The 15,156-nt window shown below is 60.9% G+C and carries 17 protein-coding genes and 2 pseudogenes; 10 read left to right on the top strand and 9 right to left on the bottom strand.

Annotation, left to right across the window (positions count from 1 at the left end; genetic code table 11):
- Positions 1–47: 47 nt before the first annotated feature.
- From ACU8YE_RS05545 to ACU8YE_RS05555, 3 genes are all read right to left on the bottom strand, one after another.
- Entirely contained in the window at positions 48–374 is a 327-nt protein-coding gene (locus ACU8YE_RS05545) for an EthD family reductase (protein ID WP_232039357.1), read from the bottom strand.
- Positions 375–641: 267 nt separating this feature from the next.
- Positions 642–1,154 (bottom strand): lipocalin-like domain-containing protein, encoded by a 513-nt coding sequence (locus ACU8YE_RS05550; RefSeq protein ID WP_446928268.1) that lies wholly within the window; start codon positions 1,152–1,154, stop codon positions 642–644.
- A 210-nt stretch (positions 1,155–1,364) separates the two neighbouring features.
- Complete coding sequence (locus ACU8YE_RS05555) at positions 1,365–1,757, bottom strand: cupin domain-containing protein (protein ID WP_260804311.1); 393 nt, start codon at positions 1,755–1,757, stop codon at positions 1,365–1,367.
- A 3-nt stretch (positions 1,758–1,760) separates the two neighbouring features.
- Here ACU8YE_RS05555 and ACU8YE_RS05560 point away from each other — a divergent pair, with 3 nt between their 5' ends.
- The gene (locus ACU8YE_RS05560) at positions 1,761–3,485 is read left to right on the top strand and encodes a winged helix-turn-helix domain-containing protein (protein ID WP_446928269.1); all 1,725 of its coding nucleotides are present in this window, start codon (positions 1,761–1,763) and stop codon (positions 3,483–3,485) included.
- 45 nt (positions 3,486–3,530) lie between these two features.
- Here the strand turns inward: ACU8YE_RS05560 and soxR are convergent, their stop codons facing one another.
- Entirely contained in the window at positions 3,531–4,010 is a 480-nt protein-coding gene (gene soxR / locus ACU8YE_RS05565; RefSeq protein ID WP_446928270.1) for a redox-sensitive transcriptional activator SoxR, read from the bottom strand.
- An 83-nt stretch (positions 4,011–4,093) separates the two neighbouring features.
- Between soxR and ACU8YE_RS05570 the strand changes: the two genes are divergently transcribed.
- Positions 4,094–4,441 (top strand): antibiotic biosynthesis monooxygenase family protein, encoded by a 348-nt coding sequence (locus ACU8YE_RS05570; RefSeq protein ID WP_446928271.1) that lies wholly within the window; start codon positions 4,094–4,096, stop codon positions 4,439–4,441.
- A 56-nt stretch (positions 4,442–4,497) separates the two neighbouring features.
- On the opposite strand, the pseudogene ACU8YE_RS05575 reads toward ACU8YE_RS05570, so the two are convergent.
- From ACU8YE_RS05575 to ACU8YE_RS05595, 5 genes and pseudogenes are all read right to left on the bottom strand, one after another.
- A pseudogene (locus ACU8YE_RS05575) lies at positions 4,498–5,115 on the bottom strand (methyl-accepting chemotaxis protein); the annotation flags it as partial.
- 101 nt (positions 5,116–5,216) lie between these two features.
- A complete protein-coding gene (locus tag ACU8YE_RS05580; protein WP_316871125.1) occupies positions 5,217–6,095 on the bottom strand; it encodes a lysophospholipid acyltransferase family protein in 879 nt (292 codons plus the stop codon).
- 96 nt (positions 6,096–6,191) lie between these two features.
- Positions 6,192–6,404: a hypothetical protein gene (locus tag ACU8YE_RS05585; protein ID WP_232039349.1), complete on the bottom strand. Its 213-nt coding sequence runs from the start codon at positions 6,402–6,404 to the stop codon at positions 6,192–6,194.
- Positions 6,405–6,473: 69 nt separating this feature from the next.
- Complete coding sequence (locus tag ACU8YE_RS05590; RefSeq protein ID WP_092972118.1) at positions 6,474–6,728, bottom strand: translation initiation factor 1; 255 nt, start codon at positions 6,726–6,728, stop codon at positions 6,474–6,476.
- 81 nt (positions 6,729–6,809) lie between these two features.
- The gene (locus ACU8YE_RS05595; RefSeq protein ID WP_446928272.1) at positions 6,810–7,040 is read right to left on the bottom strand and encodes an isochorismatase; all 231 of its coding nucleotides are present in this window, start codon (positions 7,038–7,040) and stop codon (positions 6,810–6,812) included.
- Positions 7,041–7,733: 693 nt separating this feature from the next.
- Between ACU8YE_RS05595 and ACU8YE_RS05600 the strand changes: the two genes are divergently transcribed.
- The 8 genes and pseudogenes from ACU8YE_RS05600 (at position 7,734) to ACU8YE_RS05635 (ending at position 15,151) form a co-directional block, all read left to right on the top strand.
- Complete coding sequence (locus ACU8YE_RS05600) at positions 7,734–7,937, top strand: cold-shock protein (RefSeq protein ID WP_045204014.1); 204 nt, start codon at positions 7,734–7,736, stop codon at positions 7,935–7,937.
- Positions 7,938–8,126: 189 nt separating this feature from the next.
- A complete protein-coding gene (locus ACU8YE_RS05605; protein WP_446928273.1) occupies positions 8,127–8,453 on the top strand; it encodes a hypothetical protein in 327 nt (108 codons plus the stop codon).
- Positions 8,454–8,547: 94 nt separating this feature from the next.
- Complete coding sequence (locus ACU8YE_RS05610; RefSeq protein WP_232039345.1) at positions 8,548–8,832, top strand: hypothetical protein; 285 nt, start codon at positions 8,548–8,550, stop codon at positions 8,830–8,832.
- 85 nt (positions 8,833–8,917) lie between these two features.
- A pseudogene (locus tag ACU8YE_RS05615) lies at positions 8,918–9,299 on the top strand (hypothetical protein).
- A 60-nt stretch (positions 9,300–9,359) separates the two neighbouring features.
- Positions 9,360–9,644, top strand: a complete 285-nt coding sequence (locus ACU8YE_RS05620; RefSeq protein WP_316871129.1) for a hypothetical protein — start codon at positions 9,360–9,362, stop codon at positions 9,642–9,644.
- A 415-nt stretch (positions 9,645–10,059) separates the two neighbouring features.
- Positions 10,060–13,722 (top strand): CheR family methyltransferase, encoded by a 3,663-nt coding sequence (locus tag ACU8YE_RS05625; RefSeq protein WP_446928274.1) that lies wholly within the window; start codon positions 10,060–10,062, stop codon positions 13,720–13,722.
- A 233-nt stretch (positions 13,723–13,955) separates the two neighbouring features.
- Positions 13,956–14,294 (top strand): ferredoxin FdxA, encoded by a 339-nt coding sequence (fdxA, locus tag ACU8YE_RS05630; protein ID WP_316871132.1) that lies wholly within the window; start codon positions 13,956–13,958, stop codon positions 14,292–14,294.
- 32 nt (positions 14,295–14,326) lie between these two features.
- Positions 14,327–15,151 carry a crotonase/enoyl-CoA hydratase family protein gene (locus ACU8YE_RS05635; RefSeq protein ID WP_446928275.1) on the top strand — a complete coding sequence of 275 codons (825 nt, stop codon included), beginning with the start codon at positions 14,327–14,329 and terminating at the stop codon, positions 15,149–15,151.
- Positions 15,152–15,156: the final 5 nt, after the last annotated feature.

Below are 15,156 nucleotides of genomic sequence, written 5' to 3' on the forward strand. Positions count from 1 at the left end.
AGAAAACGGCTTTCCACGTGCTTGCCGCACGATGCCAGAGGATGCGCTCAACGATCCGACCGCTCGACCACGACCTCGCTGACCTGAACCACCGGTGCGATGTCGGTGTAGTTGGCAATGTCACCCATGATCTCGGCGCCGTGCTCTTGCATGGCAGCCTGGAAGCCTTCGGCCGAATCGCAGATCAACGCGCACATCGCCACGAAGGCAGGCGGTGTACCGGGCGCTCCACCGGCCAAGCCTTTTTCGACGGTGTAGTAGGCGCAGGCACTGCCCAACCTCGCCTTCACCATCGGCATGTGCCGGTCGCGATAGTAGTCGTGGTCGAAGCGCGCGCCTTCGGTGTACGGGTACATCACGGTGACCTTGATCATGCGGTTCTCCTTGCCATCATTGGCGTCGTCCCCGAGCGATTCTCGAGACTGCTGGCGATCATACCGTCTTGAGCTCGACGGGGCTTGGGACGTCCGTTCTGGCCAAACCGGAAAGCCCGCTACACCGGCATGCTCATCGTCCTGAAGGTCGACGATGCCAATGAGCCGGTTGTGGCTTGGGCGATCAAGCTGCGCAAGTCAACAGACCATTTGCGCCGCGCGCATTCCTTGAAGCCCGGGTAAGCACTCAAGCGCTACGCGCCAGCGTCATCTGGCTCGCTTCAACACAATTTCTCCAGAGCCCCCTCCCGAGGCGGCAGGCGTGGTCCATCGCAATTCATCTCCCGAGAGAACGAACGGCCTGCGCTGCTCTACCCCGTTCCAGTTCGGAAATGTGCTCGTCTCAATGCGGAAGGTGATGGTTCTGTCCGCTTGATTTACGACGTACCTGCCAATGTGCGCAATCGAACCTTGCGCTACCGCGCGATACTCGTCCGCACTGCCCTTCATGCGGTCGTTGGCGACGTACTTTGGCAGGTCGGCGCGTGAATTCACCAGCGCGTAGTGACCGTGGCCGTCAAAGATGACGAGGCCCTGCGGATGCGGCCCATACATGGGCGCGCGACTGCCATCTGGGCGAACAGTATCGACCGAGACATACGTCCAGGCGCCGGCCAGTTGCTCATCAAGCGGCTTTTCACCCAATGCGACGCAGGATTGGAGCACTAGTCCCGTAAGCACGAACGTTGAAACCGTGATGAAGGTGTACAAGCGTTTCATTGGGCCCTCCGCTCGAGCAATGCCGACCGTAACACCCAATATAGGCCGCAAGCCGGAAAAGACGACCGCGAGCCGGCCCTTTTCACGCTCCCTCGGCCCGCCGGAGGAACTGCCATAAGCGGTACGCTGCGCTCCTCACGCCAGGGCAAGCAGACGCTGTAAGCATCTGCCTCCCGGCGTTCCCGCGCCTGTCGATACTCACGACGACATCTACGTACCGAGCGACGATAACTGGTCCGTGTCGTACCGGGCGCGAAGCTCGGCAATCCTTGCAGAGTCCGCTCCATTACCCCCCGCCACGATGTCGGCAATCTCCTCGAAATAGCGCTCGTGCCCGGGCGGCGACACGGTGAGCAGAACACGCACCGGCTTGCCGGAAGTATTGCCGATGTTGTGCGGGACGCCGGGCGGCAGGAAGAGGTAGGCACCCGGCGTCGCGCGCACACGCTGGTCGCCAACTTGCCAGTCGCACTCGCCCTCCAACACATAGTAGGTTTCCTCCTGGACGCGATGCACGTGCATCCCGGTGGAAAAGCCGACCGGGATCGTCCATTCGAACATCGACGTGTAGCGGGTACTCTCTGCGGTGACGAGGAAGGCCATGGGTTGCCCGGCAAGCCGCACCTGCCTGCCCTCTCCGGGCATTCGGATAATCGCTTCTGCAGTCATGATGAACCTCCACGAGTTCAGGGTATGGAAGAGTGTCTTGACTCTGCATCTGTGCCGCCGAAAGGTCGTGAATCTCATCCGAATTTATTGCAAAATTTTGCCGAAGCTACGGACACCGTCACCATGTCAGGCACTTACAAGTTTGAGCAGTTCGCGCTCGATGCCGAGGCAGGGATCCTGTTTCGCGGTGGCGAGCCAACGCTTCTCGGCCGGCGCGCGGTTGCCTTGCTGCACCTGTTGCTTGAGCATGCCCCTGCGCCTGTGAGCAAGGATGCGCTGATTGAAGCGGCGTGGCCAAAGCTGGTGGTCGAGGAGAGCAACCTCACGGTGCAGATCGCAGCGCTGCGCCGCGTGCTCGCTCAAGACAACGGCGCAGGCTGGATCGAGACGTTGCCCCGCCATGGCTATCGCTATGTTGGGCCGCCTGCCACGCGTGCTCAGCAAGGGGCGGGCTATACGGCGCAGTGGCCCGCAGGACGGATGCTGGAAAAGCCATCGATCGCGGTACTGCCATTCGAGAACACAGGTGATGCCGAATGGTTTGCCGATGGGGTGGTCGACGACATCATCACTGGCCTATCGCGCATCAAGTGGCTGTTCGTGATCGCACGCAGCTCCAGCTTCATCTACCGAGATCGCTCCATCGACGTGAAGCAGGTTCGCCGCGATCTTGGCGTGCGTTACGTGCTCGAAGGCAGCGTGCGCAGAAGCGAAGACCACGTGCGGATTCACGCACAGCTTGTCGATGCGGAAAGCGGTGTGCATGTCTGGGCAGATCGATACGATCGCAAGCTCGGTGATGTGTTCGCCTTGCAGGACGAGATCGCGTTGGCGGTGGTCGGTGCGATCGAGCCGAGCTTGCGTCGTGCCGAGGTGGAGCGGATCCGCCGCAAACGGCCGGATAGCCTTGATGCCTACGAGCTCGTGTTACGCGCCCAACCCGACGTTGATTCCGGTATGCCCGACCGCGCGGCAAACGCCCTGCCGCTGCTGCACCGCGCAATGGCGCTGGACCCCACGTACGCGCTTGCTTACGCGCTTGCAGCAATGTGCTATCACAACCGCTTTCTTCGAGCTGGCCTGCAGGAAGCGGACCGCGCCGCATCAATACACCACGCACGCCTTGCGCTGGAGCACGGCCGCGACGATGCGTTGTCGCTGACTTTCGCCGGTTTCTCGCTCGGCATGGATGCGCACGATCGCGCTGCGGCTTTTGCGGCGCTGGAGGCTGCGCTATCGCTCAGCCCTTCGACCGCACTGGCCCACATCTTCGGCAGCGTCCTCTACAGCTGGGCAGCCGTGGCAGATCGATCAATCGAATGGGGCGAGCGCGCCTTGCGCCTCAGCCCATTCGACTCCTGGGCATTTGCTGCATTCGGTTCGCAGGCATTAGGGCACTTTCTTCAGGACGAGTTGCCAGCAGCAGCGAAGGCGGCCTATCTGGCGGTGCAATCAAACCCGGGGCACAGCATCAACTACGTCATCCTGATCGGGCCATTGGTTGGCCTCAATCGGCTGGACGAAGCTCGAACCGCCGCGGCACGCGTGCTTGAATTGCACCCGACTTTCCGCTTCGAGCGACAGTTCAGCGGAGTCGACTGCGCGCCCGCGCTCGCCTCGAAACTGGGCCATGCGTTGAACTTGGCCGGATTGCCTGCATAGCTGCAAGAGCGCAGGTCTGCAGAGCACCGCCGCGACTTACCGTCATTACGATTTCGGAAGTTTGACCATCAGTCGTCGCGGACCAGCCCCCTCCTGGGCTAGCTTGTCCAGCGGATTGCGCAGGCGGCACCGGTCAATCGACAAGCAGCCACAGCCAATGCAATCGTCCAATGTGTCGCGCAGCTTCTTGAGTTGAGCGATGCGCTCATCAAGATCACTGCGCCATGTCGTCGACAATCGCGACCACGCTTCGCGGTCCGGAATGCTGCCCTTGGGCAGTTTGTCCAGCGCAGCCGCTATCTCACCCAAAGAAATTCCGACACGCTGCGCTACACGCACAAACGCTACGCGGCGCAGGACGTCGCGCGCATATCGGCGCTGGTTGCCCGTCGTGCGGTGACTTTCGATGAGTCCTTTGGTCTCGTAGAAATGCAGTGTCGACACGGGTACGCCACTGCGGCGGGATACCTCTCCCACGCTCAACGTGAGCGGAATACCCATTTCTTCCAAAGGAAGTTTTTTCATGCGCGAACCTCTTGACCTCAACCTTACTTGAGATTTTAGAGTACGGCGGTATCTTTTATCCACGCCTAATAACGAGGTTCAGCATGACATCCGCACAAGCTTCCGACGACTCACACATGGCGGTTTTCCGCATCGGCCGCTTCGCCGTGCCTCCCGCCGCGATGCCGGCTTTCATGGAGCGCATCCAGCAAGCGAGGGCCCTGCTCGCGGCCCAACCAGGTTGCCTGAAAAGCTCAGTGCTGACGCACACAGCCGGCGCCACCGAGTTCAACGTGGTGTCCATCGTCGAATGGGCCAGCCTCCACGCGATGGAGACCGCGAAATCCGCAATCGAGGCGCAGCAGATTCAGCAGGGGTTCGATCCAGAAACGTTCCGTCGTGACCTCGGCATCAGGGCTGATACGGCTGTGTATTCGGTCGCGCCAAGTTAAGAAACGCGCGGTATTGAGCGCTTGGTCTTGCCATTCTCACCGCGCCAACCTCCGTCTCAGGCCGTTCTGACCGGCGCCGCAATCATCTGCCCGCTGCTGTCCAAGCGGAAGAATGCGACTGCATCGCGAAGCTGGCGCCCATGATCCTCTAACGAAGCAGACGCTGACGCGGCCTGCTCCACAAGCGCGGCATTCTGCTGCGTCATCTCATCCATCTGGGCAATCGCAAGGTTGATCTGCTCGATACCTCTGCTCTGTTCAACTGAAGCTTCGGCGATCTCGCTCATGATGCCTGTCACCCGTGCGATAGCCGATGTCACTTCAGACATTGTCGCCCCGGCCTCAGACGCCAATTGGGCACCATCTTCAACCTTGCTGACAGAGGCAGTAATCAAATCTTTGATTTCCTTCGCAGCCGTGGCCGAACGTTGCGCAAGTGCACGAACTTCGCCTGCCACCACTGCAAAGCCGCGGCCTTGATCCCCCGCGCGGGCGGCCTCCACGGCGGCATTGAGCGCAAGAATGTTCGTCTGGAATGCAATACCTTCGATGATGCCGGTGATGTCAGCGATCTTGCTTGAACCATCACTGATTTCGGCCATAGTGCTCACGACCTTACCAACCACGACACTGCCCTTCTGAGCGATGTTGGCAGCGCTGCTCGCCAGCGTGCTTTACGGCCATACGGCAGAGCTGGCACTTTCTGGACTATCCAAAGGAACTAAGCACAGGGTCAAGCGCTTCATGAGAGCGGGCGCGCAGAGGACACATGCGCCTATACAGTGGCCGTAGGAGCCGATGGCGCACCGGCAGGCACCTTGTATCGGTTGTAGCCCCACAGGTATTGCTGAGGAAAACGCCTGACCATCTCTTCCATTTCTGCATTGATCCATGCGGCCTGCGCTTCGGCGCCATCGGGAAGCGGGCCAGTCAGGCGCTTCACGTGCATCCGCCAGCCGCGCCCGCCGGGCAGGCGCTCGCCGGCGGCAATAATGAGGGCTGCGTTCGTCTGCTTGGCGAGCTTGCCCGGCAGCGTCATGGTGTACGCCGGCCGGCCAAAGAACGGAACCCACACACCGTCGCCCTTTGGGGCTTGATCGGGAAGAAGGCCGACCGCATCACCCTGGCGCAATGCGCGTACGAACGATCGCACGCCTTCAGATGTTGCTGGCACTGCCTTCAAGTTCGAAGTCTCGCGCACGGCATCCAGCAAGCCGCGCAGCAAGGCTTTGCGATGCGGGCGAAACATGATTGTTAGTGGAATGCGTTGTGCCGCATAGCGTGCGGCCAACTCAAAACAACCCAGGTGGGGGGTGAGCATGATGAGCCCATTGCGCTCGGCCAATGCCTCCTGGATGACGTTCCAGTCCTCGCAGATCACCTGGGCCATGCACGCATCGCTACGAAACCAAACCCTCGGCAGTTCGCTCATCATTGCACCGGTTTCTGCTGCTGCCTGCCGCGCAAAGCGGGGCGCATTGAATCCGGCCTGCGCAGCATTGCGCTGGACATGACGGCGATATCCGCCGGGTACGGCATAGAGAAGCCGCCCGCCCGCGCGCCCGATGCCGTGGATGATGCGTAATGGCAGCGAGGAAAACAGCCTCAAGAGAACAGGTAGCGCGCGCTGAGCGAATTGGGATGGGCGATGCACGGTGTTGCACTCCAGGAGTCATTTGGCTGACTTGCTGCCAGGCGTTTCTCAGAGCCTCGGCCAGGACGCCGGCGGCTAGCGAACCTATGAAGGCGCTTACGGCTCGAGCGACCAACCCGGGTTGGGCACGCTTTTCCCTTCGCGATACGTCCAGCTCGCCCCGCACGTGCGGCATGTGAACGTGCTCACCGTGACCGCCGCGGTCTTGGACGCCTTGATTCTCTGGGTATCGGTGATTCGTAAGAAGGCATGACCAGACGCACCAAGTCGGTGGACTTCAATCGCAAGGCAAGCGCGGCAGAGTGTCATGCCAATTCCTCTCTTAAATAACGTGGGCGCGATGTAGCGCGAAGAGCATTCGTACGCTTCGTCTTTCGTCTAGACGCCAAAGACAGGAGCACCGTACTTCAACAGCAATTGCTCGATCTGACTCATGTCATCGGTGCGCGGTGTTCTGTCTTCTGTCACGCGTGACGGCCCACCATAGACGGCAGCAACATGCCTGCGCACCGTCAGTACATCATTGGCCGGTGGCGCGACGATGACGGCATCACCCGGTACGTGTCGATAGCTGCCATCTTTCCAGCCCTCGGGCGTCAGATGCAGCTCTTCCCACTCTTCGCTAACAGACATGGTGATTTCCTTCCGGTTGACAGCTCGGTTGCGCCTGCTCTTGCCGCAAGCGGAAAAGCCGCGCGGGGCGGCTTTGGCGGTTCAGTTCTTGTGATGGGGCGCCAAGCGTGCGATGGCTGCCCTTCCTGCAAGCCGTGCAGCATTCCTTGCGAGCGCTTCCGTGCCGTGTACGTTGTGACGCATCGAGACGTTGGCGAGGATGCGTTCCGTGCCATCCCTGTACTCATTGATGAGGTAGGTGGCAAACCAGACGCCTGGTTCTTGTTCAATTGGGTACACGGACAACGTGTACGGGGAGTCGATTTTGTTCAATACACTGCTAGATTTCGGGCGAGCGCTGATGCAGGCATGAAGCGCCTGAGCAAACCAGTTCCTGCTGATGAGCTACGCCACGATGGGTAGGGCCAACGCCTTTGGGTCATGCATACAAATGCACGGAGCAAGCGATTGGCAACGAGGTGACCGTACTTGCGTAGGCTGGCACGCCTAGTACATGCGCGCTGCGTACGGAGCGGACAAACCGCCGGTCAGGTAGGTGATGAGCCGTGCGGCCCAAGATGATTCGGGTGTACGCCCGACGGGTGCCCAGCGTTTGATGAGTCTTCTTGCCAGGCACCCAGCCCGATCGATTCGAAGAACGGGTAAAGGTTGCGCATAGTAACAGCTTCTCGCAATCACCGCTCTCTGGGCCCCTCAATGGCTCGCGTTGCGGATAGCAATGGAAGGCCACTGCTCGACCTTCACAACCGAACGCGGCGGCGTATGGACAACATGGAATGGTTGCAAAGAGCGGCCCCATCCACATTCACGACTTATTTCCGGGTTTACCTCCTTTTCAATTGACAGAACCTTGCGATGCCGGTACACCTTGCGTCGCAGGCTTTTCAAGCAGTTACTCCGATGTTCTGGGTTGTCACGCTAGGCGACACCTTTTTCTCATTGTTCCTTCCTTGATTGTCATGCCTGGTGAGCATGGGCTCGACCAGAACATTTAAGGAATCCAACATGGAAACCGGTATCGTAAAGTGGTTCAACGACTCCAAGGGCTTCGGCTTCATCACCCCTGACGCAGGCGGCAATGATCTGTTTGCTCATTTCTCTGAAGTTCAGGGCAATGGGTTCAAGTCGCTTCAAGAGGGGCAGAAAGTCAGCTTTGTATCGGGCGTCGGCCAAAAAGGCCCGGTCGCGACCAAGATTACGGCGAACTGATCGCTATCGCGCGCAATAAAAAAACCTCGCTACGCGGGTTTTTTTTTCGTCGCTCACTCATCTGGCGCTAGCCCCGACACGCAGCCGTGCATATATGGGAGTACAGTGAGCCCCACCATTCTCATGCTCCGCACACGGACGCTTGCCCGTTGATGCTCCGACTCGCGATGTAAGTCATGGAGATCCGTGATGCTCGACCTTGTCGCGTTTACCAAGCCGGTGCTCGATGAAATTACCGGGCAGGATGTGCGGACCTGGCTCTTCGAACCGAGTGTGCTCGGCGCAAACTGGCAAGTGCCTCAGTTCGATAGCCGTATCTGGCACGTGAGGACGCTCACGATCGCGTTTGCGCACGATGCCATGAATCAGTTGATGCACGCAGACCGGCAAGACCTCGGTCAGTTGCAGCGCATGCTTGACCGTTTTCTACGGGCGCAGTTGGGCGTGCATGCCCGAGCGGACCGTGGAGATCGGATGCTCGTGATCACCGTCGATCATTTGGGGGCGGACTCATAACTAACTGCCCCGGCCAATCAGCAGATTGCTGTGGCCAGTCAATGTCGATATCCAGCCGGGTATCGATCACGTCCACCATCGGTTGGAGCCATTCATGAATGCAAGCCCGTCAGCCACGTACAAGGGTTTCGACCTGTATCCATTGGTATACAGGACCGAGATGGCCCAGTCTTGGCCGCGCAAGCGTGCCGATCGTACCTTCAACGCATCTGTGGTGATCTGCCTAGCAGGTCATCAACCAGGAGCCGAGCACTCGCGCGTTTTTCGAATGACACCCACCGTTTGGGAGAATGTCGGCACCGCGAGGCGGGGGGCGCTGAAGTTCGGCGAGGACGTCATCAATGGCCTGGTACCCGGCGAATCGGTGGCGTCGCTGTAAGGGGTGCAACGTTTTTCTATAGCCCTTGCTGTATTGATATTGCGTTGGCGAGGCGCGTTGCTCGCATGACAAACCAGGAAGCAAGATGAATCATGCGACCGACAAGACCAGCTTTCTCTGCACACTCCCCGGAGCGGCAAAAGGCATGGCGTACTCCATCACTGTGGGCTTTGTCCGCGATGGAGAGCCGAACTGCGTCCAATTCACCAGTTTCGTGGGGGAAGGAAGGCGGTCCTTCAGGGTGTTGGCAAGCGCGCCGGATCTAGTCTCGGCAGCCATGGGCGGCATTGAAAGCTTGTGTCGCCTGGCCATCGCGCAAGTTATCCGAGACAGCCTCCACGCGAAAACCGCACAAGGTGACCATACCCTCGATATGCACGTGCAGCCTTGGCAAGGAGACCTCAAGCCAGCGGGATCACGGGGCGCATGAATGGCCGCGCAATCCGCATTCGCTCGTTCGCGGATAGTTCAATGGAGCAAGCGGAAAGAGCGTACAGTGAGGCCACCCCTTTTCAACGGAGATTGCTGTGGATGCCTATCCGACTTGCCGTTATAAGGGGTTCGATGTTTACCCCCTGATCTACCTCTTTGACCCGCCTCGTGAATGGCATGAGCGGCGTCCCGATCGGTCTTACAGTGCTTCCGTGTTGATTTGCCAGGAAGGGATGCCACCCAGTACCGAGCATTCTCGTATTTTCGCGCTGCAGGCTGATCATTGGGAGAGCATTGGTATCGCCAGACGGGCGGCAACGAAGATGGCGGAAGCCATCATTGATGGATTTATCCCGGGCCAGTCAATGGTTTCCGCGTAGTTTCGCCGATCGGCACCCCGGGGCAGCGCCGTTACGGCTGGGTGCACGCACCAGTGACCTACAGGGCCCGTTCCCGCTCCCGCAACCACCTCAGTTTCTCTGTATCCCGCTCCGCCCCGCCGAAGAGATCGGGACGTTTCCCGCATCCTCTCCCGGCGGCTCACATCGGCCAGCGGCGCCATCGCCCACGCACGGGCGGTGGCTGATCCTCAACTGCGCGGGCACGGGCGTCGGCGCGGCATGGGGAGCGATCTGGCAAGCGAACACGGCTTCAGCGTCACTCTCGAACACTCGCAACGTCACCGCCGAGATACCTGCACCATGCATAGGCGTGAGGAGCGTCCCGTATGGTTGATGCGCGTAAATGGCCGGGATAGACTGCGCCGACGTTTTACAACAAGGTAGGAGTGCAGACGTGGCGTCGATGCCTTCGGAGCTGTTGCGGGTGGTGGTGCTGGGAGGATCGGCAGGTAGCCTGGATGCGTTGCGTACGATTGCGGCCGCGCTGCCAGAAAACCCTGGGTTCGCGGTACTCGTCATTACGCATCTCGACCCGAACCAAGAGAGCCAACTGGCCGGCATCCTCCAAGCGGATTCGCGCATGCCGGTTGAAAGACTCGTTCATCTGCGCAAAATCGAACACGACCGGTTCTATGTGCTGCCCGAGAACGCCGGTGTGATTGCACTTGACGGTCATTTCCGGCTCACGCGCCGGCAGGCTGGCCTTCACCTGCCGATCGATGCCTGCTTGGCGTCGCTCGCCCAGGATCCCGACGTCAACGGCGCAGCGGTCATCCTTTCCGGCATTGGTCAAGATGGAGCCAGCGGCCTTGTCGACCTTAAAGCCTCCGGCGGCTTCGTCATCGCCCAGCAGCCGCAGTCGGCCAGCCAACAAAGCATGCCGGCCGCGGCAATCGACACCGGTCTGGTCGACGAGGTGTTGCCACCGGAAGACATAGCCCAGTGCCTGGTCCGGCGCTTTGGTGAAGCGCCCCAACCCGAGACCGCCAACGCCCAGGCAGGCGACGCCGACGCCCTCGGCACTGCGCTCGCCGTCGTGCAGCAAAAGACCGGTATCAACCTCAGCTACGTCAAGGACGTCAACCTGCGTCGTCGATTCTTGCGCCGTGTGCTGCTACAGAAGGACCGCGACGTAGGCGGCTACCTGCAGTTGCTGCGCGGGGATGCGCGGGAAGCCGAAGCACTGCGAGATGACATTCTCATTGGCGTAACCGCGTTCTTCCGCGATGTCGAGTTCGTCAACGTGCTCAGGCAAACGGTGATACCAGCCCTTCTGGAACTGAAGCACGATCCGATCCGCGTATGGGTGCCTGCCTGCTCGACAGGCGAGGAGGTCTACACCATCGCCACGCTGCTGAAAGATGCGCTGGACCGGGAAGCGCCACACCGCCGCGTTCAAATTTTCGGCACCGACATCAACGAGGCGTCCATCGAGATTGCGCGCGCAGGTAGGTATGGCATTGCCGCGGTGGACGACGTGCCGGAGGCGTTTCGCGAGCGCACCTTCGCAGCGACGTCCGGAGGCTACGTCGTGCGCAAGTCGATCCGGGATATGTGTGTCTTCGCACGGCACAACGTGCTGACCCACGCGCCCTTCTCCGGCATGGGGCTCATCAGTTGCCGCAATCTTCTTATCTACTTGCGCAAAGAAGCACAGCAGCATGTGCTCGAGATGCTGCACTACGCCTGCCGGCCAGATGGTTTCGTGCTGCTTGGCCGGGCCGAGGCAGCATCGGGAGTCGATGGCTTCGAGCATGCCGGCGCACCGCACCTCTACCGTAAGGTGCCCGTAGCAAAGCGGCAGCAGGCGACCTTCCCGATCGATGCACTGCGGCCATGGGCGAGCCAAGGCGGCACACCTCCGGTGCGCCGTGTGCAGCCCGTCGACCCGGTTATTGAGGCCGCCAATCGGGTCGCTCTCGAACGGTATGCGCCACCCGGCTTCATCGTTGATGAGAACGGTAACGTAGTGCACTTTTGCGGCGATGTGTCGGGCTTCGTCGCGCCCGCGAGCGGCGAAGCGTCGCTGGCGCTGCCGCGCCTGTTACAGCCGGAACTCAACGTGACGGTGCGCACCGCGCTGATCGAAGCCAAGCGAACAAGCCAGCCAGTGCGTCGAGAGCGCGTGGCGCTTGGAGACACCCGCTTCGCGCTGGACGTGCTGCCGCTAGTTGCCGAAGACCTGGTACCGCATTTCTTGGTCACGCTGGAGCGCCTGCCAGACGACGCGCTCGCCGTACAGAGCACCAACCCAGGCTCACCCCACACCCGCGTTCAGGAACTCGAGCGTACCGTCACCACGTTGTCAGATGAACTCGAAGCTGCACAGGCGCAGCTCAAGACAGTGATTGCGGAATTCGAGTCGGCCAACGAGGAGCTCAGGACTGCCAACGAGGAGATGCTCAGCACCAACGAAGAACTCCAGAGCGCCAATGAAGAGTTATTGCTGGCAAAGCAAGAGCTGGAGTCGGCCAACCAGGAGCTGGGCTCCCTGAACGTCGAACTGAAATCGCGCAACGATCAACTCGACAGGGCGAATGACGACTTGAGCAATCTTGTCGAAGGCATCCCGCTGCCCGTCCTGCTACTTGATCGGCAATTGTGCCTGCGCCATTTCTCGCCGCAGGCCCAGACGCTGTTTGGCTTGCCCGAAGACAGCGTCGGGCGGCCGTTGGCACAGTTGAACCGCCTCTTCTCGGCCGCTGATGTCGAGCACATAGTGCAGTCCGCCGTCCAAGGCCTGGCCGGCTTGGAGCAGGAGTACCAGGACAGCGAGGGCCGCTGGTGGCTGGTCAACGTGCGCGCCTACCGTACCGCCGATGATCGCATCGACGGCGCAGTTCTCGCCTTCCAGGACATCGACGAGCTCAAGCGGGCAGTCAGCACGGCGCAAGCCGCTCGGTGCGAAGCCGAACGCGCTAACACTGCCAAGGACAACTTTCTCGGCCTCGTTTCGCACGAACTGCGGGCGCCACTCAACGTAATCTCAACTTGGGCGGCAGTGCTCATGGCTGCCAGCGAGCGCAATCCGGCGACCAGCGAGAACAAGGATCAACATGCCATCAAGACGATCCTGCGCCATTGTCAGTTGCAGGCCGAATTGATCGACGACCTGCTGGATGTGTCCCGGATCTCTTCCGGCCGATTCTCGCTTGATGTGAAGCCCATCGACTTTGCAGCCGCCGTCCGTACCGTGGTGGAAGGCCATCGACCCGCAGCGGCCAAGAAGGAAATCACGCTAATCACCTCCGGCTTGCAAACCAAGGCCGTCGTCAGTGGCGATGCGCGCCGTCTGCAACAGGTGGCGTCCAATCTGATCGGCAATGCTTTGAAGTTCACGCCGGAGGGTGGCCGGGTCGAAGTCGCCTTAACGCGCCTCGGAACGCTGGTCGAACTCTCCGTCACGGACAACGGCATCGGCGTGAAACCCGAACTGCTGCCGAAGCTGTTCGACCGCTTCATGCAGTCCGATACCAGTCGGACACGTGAATACGGCGGGCTCGGGTTGGGTCTGTCGATCGTCAAGCATCTGGTTGCGGCGCACGGGGGCACCGTGACAGCAAGCAGCGAGGGCGAAGGTCGAGGCACTAGGCTGACGGTTCGCCTACCGCTCATTCAGGCCCAGGTTGACGAGCATGCGTTCGCTGGGCGCGCGGCGAACGGAGCCGAACGGCTGGATGGTTTATCGGTGCTGCTGGTCGACGATGACACGCAGTCTCAGGAAGCCCTGACCTACCTGCTTCGCAGTCTGGGTGCGCAGGTACAGACAGCCTCCGGGGCCAAAGAGGCACTGACGTGCATCGGGGCTGGTTCGTTCGACATTCTTGTGAGCGATCTCGCGATGCCAGGAACGGATGGCCACGCGCTGCTGCGGAGCATTCGGCAACAAGAAGGCGGGCGACGACGTATCTACGCGTTGGCGCTCACCGGCCTGGCCTCCCTGCAGGATCGGGACGCCGCGATTGCCGCCGGATTCGACGACCACCTGCCCAAGCCGGTCAACGTTGAATTGTTGTTGGAAAAGCTATCGCTCGGACGGGGGCGTCAGGCGCAATAAACCCGGCACGAGCTTCACGCCTCCACCCGATTAATCTCACTGGATTAACCGCTCGCGTGCGCGAACCGGAGGGTGTGACGGCGTATTCAGGGCTGGACACAAACACCGGCCCCGTCGAGCGCCTGCTCCCTCCCGTGTATGCAAACCCACGCAGTGAGCCCCTCACGGGGTGAGGCCTGATGCCGCATAATTCTGAACGAATTTTGAACAAGTTTTGAACACCCCGCGTAGTTATGCCATATGTAGTTACCGAGTCCTGCATTCAATGCAAATACACCGACTGCGTCGCCGTCTGCCCGATGGACTGCTTCCACGCCGGCCCGAATTTTCTGGTGATCGATCCGGATGAATGCATCGATTGCTCGATCTGCGTACCGGAGTGCCCGGTGGGCGCGATCTATCCGGTGGCTGAGGTGCCTGCGGACCAGCAGGACTTCATCGCCTTGAACGCACAACTCTCTCGTCGCGCCGACTGGCCCCGCCTGACCAAGGTGCAACCGCCGCTGCCCGATCATGCGCATTGGGCGCAAGTGAAGGACAAGCGCGATGTATTGGACATCGCTCCCGACTGATTCGACCCCTACCTCGCACAGGACACTTTTTCATGACTGAACGCATCCTGCTCAACATCGACGCTGGCGTGGCCGAAGTCCGGCTCAACCGTCCCGAGAAGATGAACGCCATCGACCCTGCCATGTTCGAAGCGCTCGTCACCATTGGCGAGCGCCTGATGAACGAGGCAGATCTACGAGCCGTGGTGCTTTCGGGCGAGGGGCGGGCCTTTTGCGCCGGACTGGACATGGCCAGCATGGCGAGCCTGGGCCGCAGCGATGCGGGTTCAGACATCAGCGCCGGCCGTCTTGCGAAGCGCACGCATGGGGCGGCCAATCTGCCGCAATACGCCTGCACGGTATGGCGCGACCTGCCGGTGCCGGTGCTGGCCGCGGTGCATGGTGTCGCTTATGGCGGCGGCCTGCAGATCGCGCTGGGCGCGGACGTGCGCTACGTAGCCGCCGACACGCGCCTGTCGGTCATGGAAATCAAATGGGGCCTGGTGCCCGACATGGGCGGCATGGCGCTCACGCGCGGCCTGGTCCGCCCGGATCGACTGCGCGAGCTGATCTACAGCGGCCGCGTCGTCACTGGCGAAGAAGCCTGCGACCTGGGGCTGGCGACGCACGTCGTGGACGATCCGCACGCTGCAGCGCTGGCGGCAGCGCGCGACATTGCTCAGAAGAGCCCCGACGCCATCCGCGCCGGCAAGCGCTTGATGCGTGTTGTGGAAGATGGCGACACCGCCGCCATTCTGCTGGCGGAGTCGATCGAGCAAGACCGGCTGATCGGTGCGGCCAATCAGCGTGAGGCGGTGCTGGCGGGCATGCAGAATCGCGCACCGGTCTTTCAGCCGGCCGCAAAGCTTGCAGGGTAATAGCC

The organism is Ralstonia sp. VS2407, from assembly GCF_052950655.1.